Source organism: Bradyrhizobium sp. USDA 336 (assembly GCF_044908355.1).
Taxonomy (GTDB): Bacteria; Pseudomonadota; Alphaproteobacteria; order Rhizobiales; family Xanthobacteraceae; genus Bradyrhizobium; species Bradyrhizobium yuanmingense.
In genome coordinates, this window is record NZ_JBIYDC010000002.1 from 6,431,723 (window position 1) to 6,452,500 (window position 20,778).

At 62.1% G+C, this 20,778-nt stretch carries 12 protein-coding genes, 2 tRNA genes, 1 rRNA gene, 2 pseudogenes and 1 riboswitch; of the genes and pseudogenes, 12 read left to right on the forward strand and 5 right to left on the reverse strand.

Translation table 11 applies throughout. The features are described 5' to 3' along the window. The first annotated feature begins 149 nt into the window (after positions 1-149). Positions 150-229, forward strand: a riboswitch (SAM riboswitch). Positions 230-323: 94 nt separating this feature from the next. Together ABIA45_RS31160 and metW are read left to right on the forward strand one after the other, a co-directional pair. Next, positions 324-1,527: pseudogene (locus ABIA45_RS31160) on the forward strand (homoserine O-acetyltransferase). A gap of 2 nt (positions 1,528-1,529) precedes the next feature. Beyond that, complete coding sequence (gene metW / locus ABIA45_RS31165) at positions 1,530-2,192, forward strand: methionine biosynthesis protein MetW (protein WP_157286836.1); 663 nt, start codon at positions 1,530-1,532, stop codon at positions 2,190-2,192. 116 nt (positions 2,193-2,308) lie between these two features. Here the strand turns inward: metW and ABIA45_RS31170 are convergent, their stop codons facing one another. Further along, the gene (locus ABIA45_RS31170; protein WP_404654706.1) at positions 2,309-3,172 is read right to left on the reverse strand and encodes an alpha/beta fold hydrolase; all 864 of its coding nucleotides are present in this window, start codon (positions 3,170-3,172) and stop codon (positions 2,309-2,311) included. Between the two features lie 214 nt (positions 3,173-3,386). Here ABIA45_RS31170 and ABIA45_RS31175 point away from each other — a divergent pair, with 214 nt between their 5' ends. Beyond that, entirely contained in the window at positions 3,387-4,040 is a 654-nt protein-coding gene (locus tag ABIA45_RS31175; RefSeq protein ID WP_404654707.1) for a TIGR02594 family protein, read from the forward strand. 118 nt (positions 4,041-4,158) lie between these two features. Here ABIA45_RS31175 and ABIA45_RS31180 read toward each other — a convergent pair. Next, a pseudogene (locus ABIA45_RS31180) lies at positions 4,159-4,948 on the reverse strand (MOSC domain-containing protein). Between the two features lie 239 nt (positions 4,949-5,187). Here ABIA45_RS31180 and clpB point away from each other — a divergent pair. Then, positions 5,188-7,827, forward strand: a complete 2,640-nt coding sequence (gene clpB, locus ABIA45_RS31185; protein ID WP_157286840.1) for an ATP-dependent chaperone ClpB — start codon at positions 5,188-5,190, stop codon at positions 7,825-7,827. A gap of 41 nt (positions 7,828-7,868) precedes the next feature. Here the strand turns inward: clpB and ABIA45_RS31190 are convergent, their stop codons facing one another. Continuing rightward, positions 7,869-8,288, reverse strand: a complete 420-nt coding sequence (locus ABIA45_RS31190) for a nuclear transport factor 2 family protein (protein WP_271546081.1) — start codon at positions 8,286-8,288, stop codon at positions 7,869-7,871. 54 nt (positions 8,289-8,342) lie between these two features. On the opposite strand from ABIA45_RS31190, the gene ABIA45_RS31195 reads away from it, so the two are divergent. From ABIA45_RS31195 to ABIA45_RS31215, 5 genes are all read left to right on the forward strand, one after another. Further along, on the forward strand, positions 8,343-9,155 hold the full coding sequence (locus tag ABIA45_RS31195) for a helix-turn-helix domain-containing protein (protein ID WP_404654708.1): 813 nt from the start codon (positions 8,343-8,345) through the stop codon (positions 9,153-9,155). A 462-nt stretch (positions 9,156-9,617) separates the two neighbouring features. Beyond that, a complete protein-coding gene (locus tag ABIA45_RS31200; protein WP_404654709.1) occupies positions 9,618-10,442 on the forward strand; it encodes a BTAD domain-containing putative transcriptional regulator in 825 nt (274 codons plus the stop codon). Positions 10,443-10,862: 420 nt separating this feature from the next. Then, on the forward strand, positions 10,863-11,105 hold the full coding sequence (locus ABIA45_RS31205) for a hypothetical protein (RefSeq protein ID WP_404545557.1): 243 nt from the start codon (positions 10,863-10,865) through the stop codon (positions 11,103-11,105). A gap of 89 nt (positions 11,106-11,194) precedes the next feature. Next, positions 11,195-12,553 (forward strand): hypothetical protein, encoded by a 1,359-nt coding sequence (locus ABIA45_RS31210; protein ID WP_404654710.1) that lies wholly within the window; start codon positions 11,195-11,197, stop codon positions 12,551-12,553. 20 nt (positions 12,554-12,573) lie between these two features. After that, positions 12,574-14,607 (forward strand): DUF2272 domain-containing protein, encoded by a 2,034-nt coding sequence (locus ABIA45_RS31215; protein WP_404654711.1) that lies wholly within the window; start codon positions 12,574-12,576, stop codon positions 14,605-14,607. A 227-nt stretch (positions 14,608-14,834) separates the two neighbouring features. Here ABIA45_RS31215 and ABIA45_RS31220 read toward each other — a convergent pair whose 3' ends face one another. Continuing rightward, complete coding sequence (locus ABIA45_RS31220) at positions 14,835-15,092, reverse strand: hypothetical protein (protein ID WP_271546069.1); 258 nt, start codon at positions 15,090-15,092, stop codon at positions 14,835-14,837. Positions 15,093-15,194: 102 nt separating this feature from the next. Then, positions 15,195-17,258: a M23 family metallopeptidase gene (locus ABIA45_RS31225; protein ID WP_404654712.1), complete on the reverse strand. Its 2,064-nt coding sequence runs from the start codon at positions 17,256-17,258 to the stop codon at positions 15,195-15,197. Positions 17,259-18,380: 1,122 nt separating this feature from the next. On the opposite strand from ABIA45_RS31225, the gene ABIA45_RS31230 reads away from it, so the two are divergent. The 3 genes from ABIA45_RS31230 (at position 18,381) to ABIA45_RS31240 (ending at position 20,323) form a co-directional block, all read left to right on the forward strand. Continuing rightward, a 16S ribosomal RNA gene (locus ABIA45_RS31230) occupies positions 18,381-19,869 on the forward strand. A 192-nt stretch (positions 19,870-20,061) separates the two neighbouring features. Then, positions 20,062-20,138, forward strand: a tRNA-Ile gene (locus ABIA45_RS31235). Positions 20,139-20,247: 109 nt separating this feature from the next. Beyond that, positions 20,248-20,323 (forward strand) — tRNA-Ala (locus tag ABIA45_RS31240). The last annotated feature ends 455 nt before the right edge of the window (positions 20,324-20,778 follow it).

Consider the following 20,778-nt stretch of genomic DNA (forward strand, 5'->3'; position numbering starts at 1 on the left):
GTCGATCGTTCCGATGGGGGATGTCCTGATTAGGCAGTCGTGGTGGCGAAAGCAAAGAGAAATGACGTGCTTTGCGGGCGTTGCGGCAGAGGCGATTTGGGCCGGATCCGGGCCGCGACTTGACGAAAACCGCCCAAGACGGTAGCTTTTGCCCGTTCCGTGGTCATTTGAGCCGGCCGGCTTGCAGCCACGTTAAAAAACTCGCTAAACAGGCCGGGGACGCTTCCGATCCCGGCCGAACCTTTCGTTCAGGCCGGGTTTTTCATGGCCTGATGTCAGCGGCGCGGTCGAGCAGCCAGTCGCAAACGAGGTCGATGTCCGAGATGGGTAGCGTCAAGTCGATACCGAGTCCTGCGATCAGCGCCGATGAGCGATCGCACGAGGTGGATCATCCAAGCTCGCTGGTTGCGCATTTCGGCACTGAGCAGCCGCTGCGGCTCGATTGCGGCGTCGATCTCTCCCCGTTCCAGATCGCCTACCAGACCTATGGCGAGCTCAACGCCGATCGCTCCAACGCCGTGCTGATCTGTCATGCGCTGACCGGCGACCAGCATGTCGCCAACGTCCATCCGGTCACCGGCAAGCCCGGCTGGTGGGAGACGCTGGTCGGCCCCGGCCGCCCCATCGATCCCAAGCACTACTTCATCATCTGCTCCAACGTGATCGGCGGCTGCATGGGTTCGACCGGGCCGGCGTCGATCAATCCCGCCACCGGCAAGGTCTGGGGCCTCGACTTCCCCGTCATCACCATTCCGGACATGGTGCGCGCGCAGGCGATGCTGATCGACCGGCTCCGGCATCGACTCGCTGTTTGCCGTCGTCGGCGGCTCGATGGGCGGCATGCAGGTGCTGCAATGGACCGCGGCCTATCCGCAGCGCGTGTACTCCGCGCTGGCGATTGCCTGCGCGACGCGGCACTCGGCGCAGAACATCGCCTTCCACGAGCTCGGCCGACAAGCCGTGATGGCCGACCCCGACTGGCACGGTGGCGGCTATGCCGATCGCGGCATCCATCCGCATCGCGGGCTCGCGGTGGCGCGGATGGCGGCGCACATCACCTATCTCTCGGATGCGGCGCTGCACCGCAAATTCGGCCGGCGCATGCAGGACCGCGAGCTGCCGACCTTCTCGTTCGACGCCGATTTCCAGGTCGAAAGCTACCTGCGTTACCAGGGCTCGTCCTTTGTCGAGCGCTTCGACGCCAATTCCTATCTGTATCTGACGCGGGCGATGGACTATTTCGACATCGCCGCCGATCACGGCGGCGTGCTGGCCAAGGCCTTCGCCGACATCAAAACCCGCTTCTGCGTGGTCTCCTTCACCAGCGACTGGCTGTTTCCGACCTCGGAATCGCGCGCACTGGTGCACGCGCTGAATGCCTCGAGCGCCCGGGTGTCGTTCGCCGAGATCGAGACCGATCGCGGCCACGACGCATTCCTGCTCGACGTGCCCGAATTCTTCGACATCTCCCGGGCCTTCCTGCAATCGGCAGGCAAGGCCCGCGGGCTCAACCTCGAGGACCGATAGCGATGTCCGTGCAGGAAGTGTTGCCGCTGGACGGCGTTGCGGCCAGGCCGTCCGGTGATTATCGCGCCGATCATCTGCTGGTCGCCGAGATGGTCAAGCCGGGCTCGAAGGTGCTCGACGTCGGCTGCGGCGACGGCGATCTGCTGCAGCTGCTGGAGACCCGCGGCATCGACGGCCGCGGCATCGAATTGTCGCGCGAGGGCGTCAACCGCTGCGTCGCCAAGGGGCTTGCGGTGGTGCAGGGCGATGCCGACACCGATCTCGTCAACTATCCCGACGATGCCTTCGACTACGTGATCCTGTCGCAGACGCTGCAGGCGACGCGGCAGCCGAAGGTCGTGCTGGAGAACCTGCTGCGCATCGGCCGCCGCGCCATCGTCTCGTTCCCGAATTTCGGGTTCTGGAAGATGCGGCTCCAGCTCCTGATCGGCGGCCACATGCCGCGCACGGAGAATCTGCCGGCAACCTGGTACGACACCGCCAACATCCATTTCTGCACCATCAAGGATTTCGTGCAGCTCTGCGACGAGATCAACGTCAAGATGGAGCGCTCGGTCGCGCTCGATCTCTACGGCCGCCCGGTGCCGCTGAACCTGCCCTGGTGGGTGTGGAACATGTTCGGCGAGCAGGCGGTGTTCTTGCTCAGCCGCGGCGGGGGGAAATAGCCCTCTCTCCGTCATTCGGGGGCGATGCGAAGCATCGAGCCCGGAATCCATCGTCCAACAGCGCCTGCAGCCGATGGATTCCGGGCCTGCGCCTTCGGCGCATCGCGGAATGACAGCTAGTGGGGAGCCAGCGACCGCGGGTCCCGCACCGGCCAACGTCCTGCTTCCACCAGCGTCACGAACCGCTCGACATTCTCATTGAACAGCGCGGGCTCCTCCAGGTTCAGCACGTGGCCGGACTTCGGAAACATCGCGAGCCCCGCCGCGGGCAGGTGCTTCTTCAGGAACAGGCTGGCGCCCACGCACGGCTCGTCCTCGTCGCCGCAGATGATCAGCGCGGGTGTTGCCACGCCTCTGATCGCGTCCGTCATCGTGTAGATCGAGGGACGGCCGCCCTGGAATCCGCGCATGGTGCGCGCCGATCCCTTGGCATCGTGCCGCGCCAGTGCGGCGTAGAAATCGGCATGCCCGCGTGGATCCTTCACCAGGAACGGAATCCGGCTCGGCGCCTCGCGCGTGACTTTTGCGACCTCGGCGGAGCCCAGCGTCTCGAACTGCTCGGCATTGGCGCGGCACTGCGTGCGCCAGGCCTCCAGGTTCTCGAGCTCCGAGCCGGAGCCGACGCCGGCGAGCGTCATCGACAGTGCGCGCTGCGGCGCGTTCAACCCGATCTGCAACGAGGAATAGGCGCCCATCGAAAGACCGACGAGATGCGCGCGCTCGATGCCGAGATGATCGAGCACGGAAAGCGCATCGGTGTAGAAGTGCGTGTAGGTGTAGACCTCGCCGTCAGGCACGTCCGATGGCGTGTAGCCGCGCGCTGAATATGTGATGCAACGATGGCCACGCGAGAAGTAGCGCATCTGCGGCTCCCAATTGGTGTAGTCGGCCGCGAACTCGTGCAGAAAAATTATCGGCGTTCCCTGGCCCGCCTCCTCGAAATAGATGCGGACGCCGTCCCTGGTCGTGGCGTGGGGCATTAACCGTTTCCCTCTGTTTCAAGCCGTGTTCGAGGATCGCAGTTAATTCTGTTGTCGGCAATGCGGCAGCAGCGCCGAGCACGGACACAAAATCATTGCAGCCATTCGCGGGCGTTGCGTCTTTTTTCTCGCCACATCGGGCGGCTTAACGGCCAAACGGATGTCGGCCATTGCACGGGCAGGCGGGAAGTGGGGGTGTCAAGAAGGATGAAGAATGTTCGAGTTGTTTGCGTCTCGCCTGTCGCGTTGTGTTGTCGCGCTGGCGCTGTTCTTCGCGGCGTTCGCCGTGTTCGTTTCTCCGGCCTCGGCACGGCCGTATCATCGTCATAGCGCAGAGCGGCACGGTTACGTGCATCACGCCAGACATCATCACCACCGTCACCATGGCCATCATTCCCGCAGTTCGCGCTTCGAGCGCAGCGCGGCGCAATTGCAGGCAAGCGGCTTCGCCGACACCCAGGCGAGCTATGATCCGAATGCCAATGCCAGCGGTGCCGGCATGAACGGAGGCTTCAGCGGAGGATCGGGTCTCGTCTCCGAGGCGCGCCGCTATATCGGCGGCAATCCGACCGGCCGCGGTCGCCTGTGGTGCGCGCGGTTCATGAACATGGTGCTGGAGCATACCGGCCATCGAGGCACCGGCTCCGACATGGCGAGCTCGTTCGCGCGCTACGGCACGCGTGTGTCCGGTCCGCAGGTCGGTGCCATCGCCGTGATGTCGCGCGGCCGCCGCGGCGGTCATGTCGGCATCATCACCGGCATCGACGCGCAGGGTAATCCGATCATGATCTCCGGCAACAACGGCAACCGCGTCCGCGAAGCCCCGGTCTCGCGCGGCAAGATCTATGCGTATGTGATGCCGAACTGACGGTGAGCTGTAGCGACGATCTCGTAGGGTGGGCAAAGCGAAGCGTGCCCACCACTTCCCTCCGCCCGGCGAGATGGTGGGCACGGCGCAAGAGCGCCTTTGCCCACCCTACGGCAGCTTAGATGAGCTTCGGCTCTTCCACCGCCACCACATCGCCGACGCCGACGTCACCGTCGGCGATCACCTCGGCATAGATGCCGCAGTCCATATGGCCGAGACGGCGCGAGAGCGTGGGCGGAATTTCGAGATCGCGCTTGGCGGTCTCGGGGTCGACATTGGTGGCCCGGGCAGCGGACGATGCGCTTGATCACCTTCAGCCGGGCCTGTCCGATCGCGAGCGTCTGGCCGACGAGGTCGAGCTCCGACCAGGCCGGCCAGCCTTTCACGTAGAGATTGGCGCGGAAGCGCAGCGGGTGCACGGCGACGCCGCCGAGCATGGTCTCGATGGCGCGGACGCTGTTCAGATTGATGATGGAGACGACCTTGCGGGCGACGTCGGAGAAGCTGTGGTCGCGGCCGGAGAGAATTTTGGGCGGGCCCTTCAACTCGGGCTGAAAGTTCTCCGTGAAATAGGCCTCGATGGCGGCGCGCCCGGCGGCGGTCTCGAGATCGCCGCTGGCGACGATCTGTCCGTTCTTGCGGATGGTCAGCACGTTGGTTTCGTCGTCGAACCGGCTGACGAGCTCGGCCAGCCGCTCATTGCGCGCCAGCATCAGAAACTGGATTTTCGGCTTCCATTCGGGCGCCTCGGGGTTGAACCCGCTCGGGCCGTTCTCGATGGCGTAGCGGCGGTCGGCCGGCAGGGTCTGACCGACCCGCAAAGGAACGTGCGAGAGGCGTTCCGGCGTCAGGCCCTTGATGGGATAGCGGTAGAGGCCGGTGATCTCGGCGGTATGGTTGGCTGTCATGCCGCTACTTAAGGGATTCGGCCTGCCAGCGCCAAGCCCGCTCCCGCGCGCACGAAATTGTGAAGTTGCCTCTTTCGCACCCGCAACCTGCTTCCCACATCTGGCTCAGGCTGGCGGCAACGCCGGCAAAAGACAACCGTTACCGGTTGAGAAACGTCAATGCGGTAATTGGAAACCCAATGAAGATGCCGTTTGGGGTGCCTTAGAGGGCCCCGAGGGCAGGCCGAGGGACAGAAAAGATGAATATCGAGAAGTATACCGAACGCTCCAGGGGCTTCATCCAGTCCGCGCAGTCGCTCGCGATGCGCGAGGGGCACCAGCAGTTCTCAACCCTGCATGTGCTGAAGGTCCTCTTGGACGACAATGAAGGGCTCGCCGCCGGTCTGATCGACCGCGCTGGCGGCAATTCCCGCGCAATCCTGAAGGCGACCGAGGACGCCCTCAACAAGGTGCCGAAGGTCTCCGGCGGCGGCGCCGGGCAGATCTATCTCGCGCCCGAGCTGGCCCGCACTTTCGACGCTGCCGAGAAGGCCGGCGAGAAGGCCGGCGACAGCTTCGTCACCGTCGAGCGGCTGCTGCTCGGCCTGACGCTGGAGAAGACCAGCGAGGCCGGCACCATCCTCAATAAGGGCGGCGTCACGCCGCAAAACCTCAACGCGGCGATCGAGGCGCTGCGCAAGGGCCGCACGGCCGACTCTGCGACCGCCGAGAATGCCTATGATGCGCTGAAGAAATATGCCCGCGACCTGACCCAGGCGGCGCGCGACGGCAAGCTCGACCCGGTCATCGGCCGGGACGAGGAGATCCGCCGCACTATCCAGGTGCTCTCGCGCAGGACCAAGAACAATCCCGTCCTGATCGGCGAGCCCGGCGTCGGCAAGACCGCCATCGCCGAAGGCCTCGCGCTGCGCATCGTCAACGGCGACGTGCCCGAGAGCCTGAAGGACAAGAAGCTGCTGTCGCTCGACTTGGGCGCACTGATCGCCGGCGCAAAATACCGCGGCGAGTTCGAGGAGCGGCTGAAGGCCGTGCTGCAGGAAGTGACCGGCAGCGAGGGCACCTTCATCCTGTTCATCGACGAGATGCACACGCTGATCGGCGCCGGCAAGGGCGATGGCGCGATGGACGCCTCCAACCTGCTCAAGCCGGCGCTCGCGCGCGGCGAGCTGCACTGCATCGGCGCGACCACGCTTGACGAATATCAGAAGCACGTCGAGAAGGACGCCGCGCTGGCCCGGCGGTTCCAGCCGATCTTCGTCAGCGAGCCCTCGGTCGAGGACACCATCTCGATCCTGCGCGGGCTGAAGGACAAGTATGAGCAGCATCACGGCGTGCGGATCACCGATTCCGCGCTTGTTGCGGCGACGACGCTGTCCAACCGCTACATCACCGACCGCTTCCTGCCTGACAAGGCGATCGACCTCATGGACGAGGCCGCGGCGCGGCTGAAGATGCAGGTCGACTCCAAGCCGGAAGAGCTGGATTCGCTCGACCGCGAGATCATCCGCCTCAAGATCGAGCAGGAGGCGCTGAAGAAGGAGAGCGATGTCGGCTCCAAGTCCCGGCTCCAGACCCTGGAGAAGGACCTCGCCGAGCTCGAGGAGAAGTCGGCGGCGCTGACGGCGCGCTGGAGCGCGGAGAAGAACAAGCTCTCCGACGCCCAGAAGCTGAAGGCCGAGCTCGACGGCTTGCGTGTCGAGCTCGCCAACGCGCAGCGGCGCGGCGAATTCCAGAAGGCCGGCGAGCTGGCCTATGGTCGGATCCCGCAGCTCGAGAAGCAGCTCGCTGACATCGAGGCCAAGGAGAATGCCGGCGAGATGATGGAGGAGGCCGTTACCGCCAACCACGTCGCGCAGGTGGTCTCGCGCTGGACCGGCGTGCCCGTCGACAAGATGCTGGAAGGCGAGAAGGAGAAGCTCCTGAAGATGGAGGAGCAGCTCGGCAAGCGCGTCGTCGGCCAGGCCGAAGCCGTGCGTGCTGTCGCGACCGCCGTGCGCCGCTCGCGCGCGGGCCTGCAGGACCCGAACCGCCCCACCGGCTCGTTCATGTTCTTAGGGCCCACCGGCGTCGGCAAGACCGAGCTGACCAAGGCTCTCGCGGAGTACCTGTTCAACGACGAGACCGCGATGGTCCGCCTCGACATGTCCGAATACATGGAGAAGCACTCGGTCTCGCGGCTGATCGGCGCGCCTCCCGGCTATGTCGGCTATGACGAGGGCGGCGCGCTCACCGAAGCGGTGCGGCGCCGGCCCTACCAGGTCGTGCTGTTCGACGAGATCGAGAAGGCGCATCCTGACGTCTTCAACGTGCTATTGCAGGTGCTCGACGACGGCCGCCTGACCGACGGCCAGGGCCGCACCGTCGACTTCCGCAACACGCTGATCATCATGACCTCGAACCTCGGTTCGGAATATCTGGTGAACCAGCCCGAGGGGGAGGACACCGCGGCAGTGCGTGAGCAGGTGATGGGAATGGTGCGGGCGCACTTCCGGCCCGAATTCCTCAACCGCGTCGACGAGATCATCCTGTTCCACCGGCTGCAGCGCAGCGAGATGGGCCGCATCGTCGAGATCCAGTTCGCACGCCTGCAGAAGCTCCTGACCGATCGCAAGATCGTGCTGAGCCTCGATGCCGCCGGCCGCGACTGGCTCGCCGCCAAGGGCTGGGATCCCGCCTACGGCGCAAGGCCTTTGAAGCGGGTGATCCAGCGCTACCTCCAGGATCCGCTCGCCGAGATGATCCTGGCCGGCGATGTCAGGGACGGCGACAATGTCGCGATCTCGTCCGAAGGCAATGTGCTGACCTTCAACGGCAAGGCGCCGCAGACCGCGGAGATCACCCAGTTCGAGGCACCGGTGCCTAAACGGAAGCTGAACTGATGAAATACACGCCCTCCGCGCCAAACTCGCGGAGGGCGTTTTCAATCCGCTAAGAACGCGTCCACCACTGCCTGATCGCGGTCGTAGACCCAGCATTCGCTCAGCAGGCCTTCACGCACGGCATAGACCAGCAATCGTTCCAATTCAGCCGTGCGACCGTCCCGGCTGAATGATTCCCGTGCGAGAATGGCGCCCCGCCGCGGCCCGGCCATCACGTCATCGATGCCGAGAAGTTTTCGGTTGGAGCGGCGTGCGACCTCGGCCAGAGTGGCAAGCGCGGCCGCCTTGCCGTGGTGAGTGCCGGCGAGCGGGTTATGGCCTGCATAGTGCAGCATGAATTCATCGTGGTAGCAGGCGGCGATGGCGGCGCGGTCACCGGCCTGCCAGGCGGTCGCGTAGCGCGTGACGGCGGCGCGGATTGCGGCGATTTGTGCAGCGTCATCTACCAGAACTCTGTCCATCGATATGATCTCCCGGGTCATCGGCAGCGCTGTGCCGGTGCGCTATGATGAGCCATGACCTCGCCTCCCGGCTTTCAGGAACTGGCTATCAGCACGCCGCCCAGCGACGGATCGAAGAGGGCGCGGATGCTCGATTGGGACGCGCGGGTGCTCTATCTCGGTCCAGCCTTCGGGCTGACGCCCCACCGCAATGCCACCGGCGTGCTGGCCGTCGCGCTCGACGGGGCGATAGGCGTAGCTAACGATCCGAGGGCGCGCTCACCGTCTTATCGCCAGACCCGCAGCGTGCTGATCATGCCCAACAGTCTGCATCATCTCCGCATCAATGCCGGACGGACGGCCTTTCTGTATGTCGATCCCCTCGGGCGCGATATCGAGGCGCTTCGCTCACGAATGAAGGAGGTGGGATCGAACGCCGCGTTCGACCTGATCGACGAGAGGTCGGTCGTCGCGCTGTTCTGCGACATCGCGGAGCGACGCCTCGCATCAGAGCACGCGCAGCGAGCAGCCCGCGATATGCTTGGGATTGGATCACATCCGCAGCCGGATGCAAGAATTGCCGCCGCCATCAAGCGGATGCGCGAGGAGCCCGGCGGTTCGCACACGCTTGCTGAACTTAGCCGCAAGGCCGGGCTTTCGTCCTCGCGCTTCCTGCATCTGTTCAAGGACGCCACGGGTGTGCCGCTCCGCCGCTACCGGATCTGGTCCCGGATCGGCGCTGCCGCACGGGCGGTCGCACAAGGCCAATCGCTGACCGAGGCCGCGCATGACGCGGGCTTTTCCAGCTCCGCGCATTTCAGCACGGCCTTTCGCGACATGTTCGGCATGATGCCGTCGGAATTGTTCGCACGGCTGCGCGCGGATTAATGTCTGCAACGTGCTGTTTGCAGGTGCTCGACGACGGCTGCTGCCGATGGCCAGGGCCGCACCGTCAATTTCAGCAACACGCTGATCATGAATCTCGGTTCGGAGTGTCTGGTGAACCAGCCGGAGGGTGAGGGGCGTCGGCTGCGCATCAAAGCCCTCTCCGCTGGCGCGGATAGGGCTTTCGCTTTTGCAGGGGAGGCCGGGTATCGGCGTAGTGTTGTGTCGTTGAAAAGCCACACGCATTGCGATTATCCGCTCTGGGTGTAAATTGATGTTGAACAACCACAGGCTCTGTTGCCATAATTGCATCTCGGTCGGCGGCATTTCCCCCGCGGCCGCGAGCTCGGGGATTTGATGCGAGTCTTTGAGCAACCGACAATTTTAGACTGAGCTCGCAATTTCGAGCTGCGATGACTGAACGCCACAGGCAATTTTTGTTGTGTTTTGCGTGGAGGGGCGGCGGTGTTGACCGTTAGTTTGCTGGGGGCCAGCCGGGTTGCGCGCGGTAACGAGCAGGTTTGGTCGGATCTCGGTCCAGCAGGACGGAGATTGGCCGGTTTCCTTTTCACCTTTCCGGACCGCCCGCATCGTCGCGAGCGACTTATCGACCTGTTTTGGCCGGAGCTCGATACGGACAGGGGACGCCGAGCCGTGAACTCTGCGATCTGGCGCTTGCGAAAGCTGCTCGCGTCAGCTCCGGAGTACCGAGAGGGCTATGGCCTCAGGACCATCGGCTCGGAGACTATTCTCGAGAGGGCGTCTTGGCTGGACGTCGACACCTGGGCCCTGCTTGAAGCGGCACAGGCCGCTCCCACCGGTGTTGAGGCGCACGTGGATCCTTCCACGATGAAGGAGGTTCTCGCCGTCCTGTACCGCTACGAGGGGCCATTCCTGGATGGCGAAGAGGCCGACTGGATACTGGAGGAGCGCGAGCGACTGCATTCCCTTTTTGTGCGGTCGGCAATGACCATCGTTCGTCGCCTTGGGCTTTGTGGCCACTATCATGATGCGATCCTGCTCGCCCGTCACGCGCTGCGCTTCGATCCCTATCGCGAGGAACTGGTTCGTCATCTCCTGACTTTGCTTGCACTCGATGAGAGACGTATCGACGCCATCAGGTACTACGATCATTGGATCGCCATGATCCAGCAGGAGCTGGGAATTTCTCCGCTTCCAGCGACGCGTGCAATCATTGACGAGATCAGGAATCTGCACAACGCCGATGACGCTCAGCATTTACGCATGCAGCTGATGAGCCGCGACGAGAGGCGGCGGGCAGTAAACTAGAGCATGATCCGGAAAAGTGTGAGCAGTTTTCCGAAAAGATCATGCTCAAACAACAACCTAAAGCGCGATGACGATTCATCCTAATCGCATCGCGCTTTAGAGCGTTTTCGAGCGAAGTGGATACTGGTTCGCGCCAAGAAAACGCGTGAAACAAGAATCGAGAGCCCCGGTCCGATTCAATCGGAACGGTAAAAGCTCCAGGCGCCGCAGTCCCCGAATCCGACTGATATCGCAAGCTTGATCAGGGCTTGGCTTGGCCATGGCCGGGCAGGGCTTTGCCTCGCCCGGTCGCATCGTGATTCTACCGTGATCGCGGCGCGATCGCTGCGGAATTCTCGCCGCAAGCCACTGTGACCAGACGGCGACCATCCCGGAACCATCGCGCAATTCTCCCGAGTTCACACCATGCGACGCTCGGCCATGAGCTCACAACAGCCGCTCTCGGATCAGGTTTTCATTCTGCGCTTCTGGCGGGAAACCGCCGGTGGCAGCGGCGAAGGCGGTTGGAGGGTTCTCGTCCGCAACATCAATACGCGGCGGCGCGATGTGGTCGACGACGTGCAACGCGCTTTCGCAATCGTCACCGCCAATCTGAACGTGGCGGCGGAAGCACATGAAGAGCAGGCGACTTCGACCGTTGAGCCGCCAACGCCCGAACAGTGAGAGACAAGCCGTGCGCAAGATCGATCACGCAACGAGCCGCCAGCAACCATCCAAGCGATGCTTCGATGGTTGCGGGCGTGTGAATCGTCTTGAGCAATTTGATCGAGGCTCGCCACGAGTTTCATTTATTTTGCGAGATTGCGTCGATGCGTAGCGTTTGGGGAATCGTTGCGTTCGCGTGTCTGGGGCTGCTGCTGAGCGGCTGCGATACGACCGAGACGCGGTACTTCCGATACGGGATCGGCACGGAGCTTTACTCCGAAGACATCGTTGCAACGACACATTATCAGGACATCTATCTGACGGAGCTTTGCCGGCAGACCTTGTCGCTCACTTCGACCAGAGAGGGACAATGCGTAAACGTGCAACTGAGTCCCAACGACTGGAACCTGCTCGTGCAGGCAGGACTCAACGATGTCGACCGGCGGTGCGACTCTTATCTCGCCTGGCTTGACGATAGGCGTCGAACCAACACCGCGGTGCTGAAAGAGCTCGGTGATCTCACCGTCGCGAGCCAGGCCATCATGCGCGTGTCTGGCGTGAGCGCTAACCCGATCACGCTCGCAGGCCTTGCCTTCGGGCTCGCCGCCGACACCTTCATCAACGTCAATTCACGCTTGCTGCTCGAAGTCGACAAGACGACCGTGCAGACGTTGGTGTTGAGGCGACGAAGCGAGTACAGGGTCGAGCTCCAGTCGGTCAGGATCGAGAACAGGCCCGCGGCCATTCATGCGATGCGCTCGTATTTGAATATCTGCACGCCGTTCACGATCGAGACGGACATCAACGCGACGATCATGGTATTTCAGCAGGCCGGTGCCGGCGCGCTCGGCGTCAAGCCTCCCTTGGTAGGTGTTCCGGCGCAGCGCGCGGATCGTCCCATCTTCGTGACGCCCGGGCCGAAGAAGCCGACGCCTACGGTGCTCTCCGATATCGAGAAAACTATGGGTATGGATCAAGCGAGGAACATCCAGCGCGTTCTCTGCGTCGATGATACCGGCGATTTTGGTCCCGAAGGCTCTCCGACGAGACGGGCTCTGATCGATTTCATGGGGGCGTCAGGCCTGCAGAGCAGGAAACCCGGCGTAATCGAGAATGGAGATCAATTGGCGACCCTGACAAAGGCCGTAAAAGACGTCCAGTCGTGCAGGGTTGAGGCGCTGGCAAATTCATTCGAAACCGGCATCGTTAGCCGGTTTGGCGAAGGCAGCGTTCGTGCGCGCATCAAGCGGGCGATTGAAAGCGTAAACAAGCGCGTCACCGAAAAAATTGCGCTGCCACCAGAGCTGGGTACCACTTCGAGCAATGTCGCGGTGGGGGAAACCATTCGTTCGTCGATAACTGCGCTTCGGAAAGCCTATTCCGCACTTGGATTGCCGATTGCGGCCGGAAGCGCAATTGACCAGCAGCTGTGGCAACAGATCACGAAAGACGGCCTGGTCCAGTAACCGAGCGTGGGGACGTTTCCATGGCTAATGAATTTGCTGACCTCAAAGACGAATATTCACGTTTGTTTCAGTCGATGGTGGTGAAAGAGGTTCAAGGCGTCGACACGGCCGTTGCAAGGGTTCTGGGCAATCGGGCCGACTATGAAAAGGTGACGGCGCGCACCGGCGTGCCATGGCCGATCGTCGGGATCATCCATAGCCTGGAAGCCGATTGCAAAATGAATCGCCATTTGCACAACGGCAATCCCTTGAGCGGGCGCACGACTGACGTACCGGCTGGCCGTCCCCCGACAGGATCGCCTCCCTTCACGTGGATCGACAGTGCCGTGGATGCACTGACGATGCCGAGGCACAACCTCGACGCGGTGAAGGACTGGCCGATCGAGCGGATTGCGTTCGAGTTGGAAAAGTACAATGGGTTTGGGTATCGAACGCAGAATACCGGCATCAATTCGCCGTATCTGTGGTCGTTCACAAATCACTATACCAAGGGCAAGTTCATCGCCGATCACGTTTTCGATCCCAACAAAAAGAGCAGCCAGGTAGGCGCAATGGCGCTGCTGAAAAGGCTCCTCGACGGAGGCGCCAGCATCGCTGGGGGCGCCGGTCCAAGCGTTGTCGTCGGGGGCGTGTCATCGACTGTCATGGCGCAGACAAAACCACTGGAAACCGGCCTGTTCCTCGCTTCCGGGCCGTTTGAGTTGCGGCCCACAGCCACGGCCGCTCCTGCCGACGATCCCGACATCGTCGAGGAGGATCTGCCCTGCCTCAAGATCAGTGAAGTTGGGGTGATGTGGGAGATTGAGGTTCAATCCGAGCCGAAACGCCGTGGCTTTGCCCGTGGCGGCATATTCAAGCCTATGATTCCCGAACCGGAGGTCGACATCGACGGCTTTGCTCAGATGTGCCTGAACGCTGCGCGATTCAGCGGAACCAGCGCGCACCATCTGGTGGCTTTTGCGGATACCGAGACCGGCATCAAGAATGTTGCTGCGGTCCAGGGCGACGAAGTTGGTCCTTTCCTGATCAAGGCAGCTGACTGGAATGAACTGATTGCGGATGGGACGACGGGAATGAATGCTAGAAGCCGTTTCAAACCGCTGGCCCAGCCCTTTATCGCAGCAAAGGCGACCGTGGCCGACACCAAGGTTCTGCAGCCGTCGTTGCCCAACAGGCTTCCGACGTCGGCGGAACTCTATCTTGCGCAGCTGGTTGGTGCGGCCCACGCAGTCAGGATACTGTCAAATCCTGACGCCTCATTCCAGACTGCCGTGTCCGAAGAGGTCGGAGCAACGGAGCTTGCGATTCTGAGCGCTATCCGGCCTTGGCTCTTCGGCGCTCCGCTCGACGTAAAATCGGCGCTGATAAAAATCGCTCGCAGGATGGATTTTGGCTACGAGCGCGCGGACAAGCTCTTCCTGCGTGTGGAGCCCGACTTCGATGCGGGCGCTCAGCCGGGGTTCGCCGGCAAGCTCTGCGAGATGGCCGCCAGTGAGTGGGACTTTTTCGGCAATAACACGTTCGATCTTGCCGGTGCGACCATCAAGGCGGGCCATAGGGAAGCGGAGCCAGGTTTTTTTGAACGCATTGGAACATACTGGCGCGTCGTAGGCGACATCAGCTCCGACGGGCGGACCAACAAACCGTGGTCCGCGGCCTTCATCTCATTTCTCGTGAAGGGTGCTGGTGCAGCGAACAAGTTCCGCGGATCCTCCCAGCATTCTGTCTACATCAGCCAGGGTATTCGTGATTTCGACGGCCGCGCCGAGGCGGCCTATTGGTGTCAGCGCCTCAACGCTCACAAGCCGGTCGCAGGCGATATCATCTGCTGGGCACGAGAAGATGGCGTTGACTATGACCATCAAAAAGGCGGCGACTATGATGGCCATTGCGATATTGTGGTCGAAGTCCGGGACAACGAATTTGACGTGATCGGCGGCAACGTCGGCAACTCCGTCACGAAGCGGACGTTCGCCCTCGAAAATGGCTTCGTCAAGGGTGGCCGGTTTCAGGAAGCGCTTCTGTTCGCGATCATGGAGAATCGCCTGCCTTAGAGCCGGAGAAATTTCATAGTCTCGAACGGGTACAGGGAGCGACGCCTGACAACGCTGATTGCAATGGCGCCACACTATTCGCTGGGCGAACGTCGAAGGCGTTGGCATATACGCCAAGGATCGCAGGGGTCTGTAGTAGGCCGTCGCGTAGTGTGTAGCAGTCGGGCGTCGACTTACTGCGTCGTATCCCTCGTCCTCTCCGGGGGAATTGTTTTGGGTCCAGCCTGCTAACTGACTGCGGATGCGGCGCCAGGATCGGCCGGGTCCTCCTCCTCCTCCAGCTCCGACAAAATATCCACCAGCTCGCGCACCCGGCCCTGCGCCAGCGGGCGCAGGTCGTTGATCATCGGCTCGTCGTTGGCGAGCCAAGCCTGGGCCTCAGCAAGCTCCTCAGCGGTCGCGCCGGTTCCGATGATCTGGGCAATGGTGACGTCGTCGGCGCGGTCCACGGCTTTGACGACATCGTCGCGTGAGAGGCGCGTCATGGGCGATCCTCCTGCTGGCTTCCGTCCGCGTCTAACTGGGGAACCGGCGCGCCGGTTCCCCCAGCAAGGCGCGCACGCAACTCTTCTCGGCGCGTTGCCGGCTTAGCGGTTGGTGACCTGCAGCGGCCCGCCGGTGGCGTCCGACATGCGGGCGATGGCGCCGCCGCGGCCGCTCATCATGCCGTCGAGCCGGTCGCGCTCCTTCTCGAAGCTTGCCAGCATCGGGCCCTCCAGCGAACGGCCGCGCGGCAGCTTCACGCGCATCGGATCGACGAAGCGGCCGTTGACCAGGATCTCGTAATGGACGTGCGGGCCGGTCGACAGGCCGGAGGAGCCGACGAAGCCGATCACCTGGCCCTGCCGCACCTTCTTGCCGGGCTCCATGCCCTTGGCGAAGGCCGACATGTGGCCGTAGGCAGTCTCGTAGCCGTTGGCGTGCTTGATGCGGATGTACTTGCCGTAACCGCCCTCGGGACCGGCCTTCTCGATCATGCCGTTGCCGGAGGCGAAGATCGGCGTGCCGTACGAGGTGGACCAGTCGACGCCGGTATGCATCTTCACGTATCCGAGGATCGGGTGGCGGCGGCCGCCGAAGCCGGAGCGCATGATGGCGTTGTTGACGGGCTTTCTGACCAGGAACTTCTTCGCGCTCTTGCCGGTCTCGTCGTAATAGTCGACGACGCCGTCGTCGGGGCTCTGGTAGCGGTAGTATTTCTTGGTCTCGCCGCCGACGGTGAGCGAGGCGAACAGCACCTCGTTCTTCTCGGTCGCGGTCACGCCCTCGTCCTCGCCGGCGTAAAACACGTCGAAGGAATCTCCGGGCTGCACCTTGCGCTGGAAATCGACGTCGTAGGAGTAGATTTTGATCATGTCCTCGATGACGGGCATCGGGACCTTGTTGCGCATCGCGGTCTCGTAGATGCTCTGGTAGAGCCGCACGCCGGAGCCGTCATCGTCATCCTCGTCGTCGCTGCTGGCGTTGGCCGCAGTATCGGCGACGGTGTTCATGCTGGAGACGTCGACGGCGACGTATTTGCCGAGATCGGACAGCGCCGCGATTGCTTCCACCATCGTGTCGTTTGCAACCACAACGCGATAGGGCTGCAGGCGGGCGCCGGGGCTTGCGGGCGCCATCAGGATGCGGAGCTTCTCGCCTTCCTTCAGGCCGCCGTCGCGGCCGCGCGGTCCGAGCGTCGCGGTGATCGCCTTGATCTCGTCGGCATTGGCGCCGAGATCGCGCAGCACGCCGGCGACGCTGTCGCCCTTCTTGACCATGTGGACGCGTTCGCCGTTGGGATTGCCGCCGGTGATCTGCTCCTTGGTCTTGGGCAGCAACGTGACATTTTCCGGCACCACGCGCGTCTCGAAGCCGGCATAGGGGTCGGACGGCGAGGCCTCGGCGGCGTAAGCGGTTCTGATGTCGGAAGGACCGGTCGCGCCGGAGATGTCGGCAGCCGTGTTGGCGAGCGAGGCGTAGCGCACCCCGCCATTGCCGCGCCAATTGGCGGCATCGCGCACCCGCATCAGGATGTCGTCGAGTGCCACCACCGCGGAAATCTTGGCCTTCGGCAGCACCGGCGACAGGTCCTTGGTGACGAAGGACACTTCCGCGTCGGGCTCGACGGCTTCGGGATTGTTGGGATCGTCGGACGCCGTCTTCGGGTCGGAGCCGACATCGGTCAGCAGGCGCTGGGCGTTGAACGGCGGGATCTTTGCCGACAGATCGCTCGTCGTCATCGACAGATTGCCGGCGATCCGCACGAACGGACGCACCCGCATCACGTCACGGTTGCCGACGCGGGCAACCGTCGAGACGCGCATCACGTTGCGCGAAGCGGTGGATTCGCTCGGCGGCGGCAGGCGATCGCTCTTGTGCAGCGTGGCGGCACGATCGGCGGCGCCGAATGCGCCGCGCAGCGCGCCTTCGACCCGCTCCGGCACCTTGGCGAAGGTCATCTCGCCGTCGAGCGAAGCGAAAACGGCGCCGCCGATCAGGGCTGCGCCGCAGAGTCCGGTCAAAATTGTCCCGCTGAACCATTGCACCGAGACGCGGCGGCGGTCGATCACCGCGGCTTCAGAACCATCGACGGACAGCGGCGGCTCGTGGCCGAGATCGATGATCCCGGTCTCACGCCCGTAAGTGCCGCGTGACGTCCTGTGGTTCAACCCAAGTCCCCCAACTCAACGACCCAAGATGCCCGGTTTCGAACCTGTCCCAGGCTGCCCTCTTGAACGGGGATCGCCGGAGCAGGCAAGCCGCACAACTGTCCGCGCCCAGAAAGCCCCTTGATGGGGCCGGCCGAAATTACGAACAGCTGGACGGGTAAAGCTCTCTCGATGTCTTTCGAATGCCGAAGGAAGGTCGCGTCATCTGCAACATCGCCTTCCTCTGACCCCATGAAAATCGCCGGCAGCCCCCACAGGCGTCCCCGCGATTCAAGCTTGTCTCTTATCAGAACGCCGCGGGATTGTGGCTCAAGTACGGCGCCAAATATGGAAAAAGTTTCCTAAATGCCGGGCCGTAAAGGCCCCCGTCAGATCACGGGCTGAGCTCGGGCGGGGGGGGGCAGGGCCGCCTATAGCGGGGGAGGCGGGCGTCTGGCCGGGGGGCCGTCAGCCCTTGGGACGACACGCCCCAGGGGTGGCGGGGGTGCGGAGGAGGGGCCCCGGGGGAGGCCGCCAGGGAGGGCTCCAAGGCGCTCTCCGGAGCCCGCCGGCGGGCAAACTTTTTTCAGATTTTTTGCCGGGCGGGCTCGTCCGGCGCGACCGACAGCCTTCTAACCGCCTGGAATCGTGTATGTTTTGTCGACCTTCCACTGTGCGACGATTTGTTGACGATTGGCGTTGACAGGCCGGAAGGTGGGGCCTATAACCCCAACCACTGAGCGCGGCGCCGCCGGGTCACTGACCAAGGCGAGCGAACGCGCCACTGATGCTCCTCACCTTGTTGAGTGACACAACAGCCGACACCAGTCGGTTGGAGTTCATCCATCGTCGGTAAGGGTGTCGGAACCCTTCCTCTCAGGAAGGTTGAGGCCTCCACGGTCTCGGGCTGTTTGACAAGTGAAGATGAAGAAAGAGAAACGTGGACGGCGGAGTCCTTGCGGGTCTCGCTTCCGAGAAGCTTCGGCTTTTCTGATCGAGACCGGACGAAAGACTTCGGCGGTACACGTTTTAAAGGAAACACCATCGTTGCCAGCGATGTGAATCGCGGGCAGCACATCGACTTCGGTCGATAATGGTGGGACCTCGTCAAACGTTGTGATCAGCCGGTTCAAAGTTCAAGTCCAACTTGAGAGTTTGATCCTGGCTCAGAGCGAACGCTGGCGGCAGGCTTAACACATGCAAGTCGAGCGGGCGTAGCAATACGTCAGCGGCAGACGGGTGAGTAACGCGTGGGAACGTACCTTTTGGTTCGGAACAACACAGGGAAACTTGTGCTAATACCGGATAAGCCCTTACGGGGAAAGATTTATCGCCGAAAGATCGGCCCGCGTCTGATTAGCTAGTTGGTGAGGTAATGGCTCACCAAGGCGACGATCAGTAGCTGGTCTGAGAGGATGATCAGCCACATTGGGACTGAGACACGGCCCAAACTCCTACGGGAGGCAGCAGTGGGGAATATTGGACAATGGGGGCAACCCTGATCCAGCCATGCCGCGTGAGTGATGAAGGCCCTAGGGTTGTAAAGCTCTTTTGTGCGGGAAGATAATGACGGTACCGCAAGAATAAGCCCCGGCTAACTTCGTGCCAGCAGCCGCGGTAATACGAAGGGGGCTAGCGTTGCTCGGAATCACTGGGCGTAAAGGGTGCGTAGGCGGGTCTTTAAGTCAGGGGTGAAATCCTGGAGCTCAACTCCAGAACTGCCTTTGATACTGAAGATCTTGAGTCCGGGAGAGGTGAGTGGAACTGCGAGTGTAGAGGTGAAATTCGTAGATATTCGCAAGAACACCAGTGGCGAAGGCGGCTCACTGGCCCGGTACTGACGCTGAGGCACGAAAGCGTGGGGAGCAAACAGGATTAGATACCCTGGTAGTCCACGCCGTAAACGATGAATGCCAGCCGTTAGTGGGTTTACTCACTAGTGGCGCAGCTAACGCTTTAAGCATTCCGCCTGGGGAGTACGGTCGCAAGATTAAAACTCAAAGGAATTGACGGGGGCCCGCACAAGCGGTGGAGCATGTGGTTTAATTCGACGCAACGCGCAGAACCTTACCAGCCCTTGACATGTCCAGGACCGGTCGCAGAGATGTGACCCTCTCTTCGGAGCCTGGAGCACAGGTGCTGCATGGCTGTCGTCAGCTCGTGTCGTGAGATGTTGGGTTAAGTCCCGCAACGAGCGCAACCCCCGTCCTTAGTTGCTACCATTTAGTTGAGCACTCTAAGGAGACTGCCGGTGATAAGCCGCGAGGAAGGTGGGGATGACGTCAAGTCCTCATGGCCCTTACGGGCTGGGCTACACACGTGCTACAATGGCGGTGACAATGGGATGCTAAGGGGTGACCCTTCGCAAATCTCAAAAAGCCGTCTCAGTTCGGATTGGGCTCTGCAACTCGAGCCCATGAAGTTGGAATCGCTAGTAATCGTGGATCAGCACGCCACGGTGAATACGTTCCCGGGCCTTGTACACACCGCCCGTCACACCATGGGAGTTGGTTTTACCTGAAGACGGTGCGCTAACCCGCAAGGGAGGCAGCCGGCCACGGTAGGGTCAGCGACTGGGGTGAAGTCGTAACAAGGTAGCCGTAGGGGAACCTGCGGCTGGATCACCTCCTTTCTAAGGATGATCCTTCAGCGAGCTCGCGCTCACTATCGGATCGTTTTAGAAACATCAGTGGCCAACAGATCGCCAGATCGTTGAGCTGCATTGGCGGGATTTCGCCGTCTTCGTTTCTCTTTCTTCGCGGACGAACACGCGCTGGGCCTGCATCAAGCAGGATCCCACGGTCCCTGACGGGATATGCGTTAGGGGCTTGTAGCTCAGTTGGTTAGAGCGCGCGCTTGATAAGCGTGAGGTCGGAAGTTCAAGTCTTCCCAGGCCCACCAGCCTTCGCGCTTCGCTGCTTCGGCTAGGCAAGCCCTTCGAAACGAAGGCTGCCGCGCCGTAGCCTTGGCGAAGGCGGGCTAATCAAACGAGCATTCGTCTTCTGGTTACGGGGCCATAGCTCAGCTGGGAGAGCGCGTGCTTTGCAAGCATGAGGTCGTCGGTTCGATCCCGTCTGGCTCCACCAGCCTTCGCAGGCTACGCCTGCTTCGGCTAGGCGAGCCAGCCGGTAGCGAAGGCTGCCGCGCCATAGCCGAAAGGCGAAGGCGGGCTACTTCTGATCCCGTAACCATCATCGTCCGCGAAACATCACTTCGCATCCTGCTAGTCTGGATAGACAGCAAGATGCGTGTTTTCTGACATCGTAAAGAGGAGATCGATCCGAGTTGGGTCGTGCAGCAGATTGTTGCGCGAATCCTCCATTATCTCCGGATCATTTTCGGCGCTCGCTTTCAGCCGTGAGGTTGAATGCGAGTTGTAAAATGATCCTTTTAGCGAAGCTTGACCGCCTCGCTATCGGAACGATCTTACGAAGCAAGCTGGTCTTTCTAGTCAATGTCCGGCTGCAGATAGCGTTCATCGAGGGCGCGCGCCGCAAGGTAATTCTGCAGACAACATTCTGCCGAGTGTGTGGACATTGAT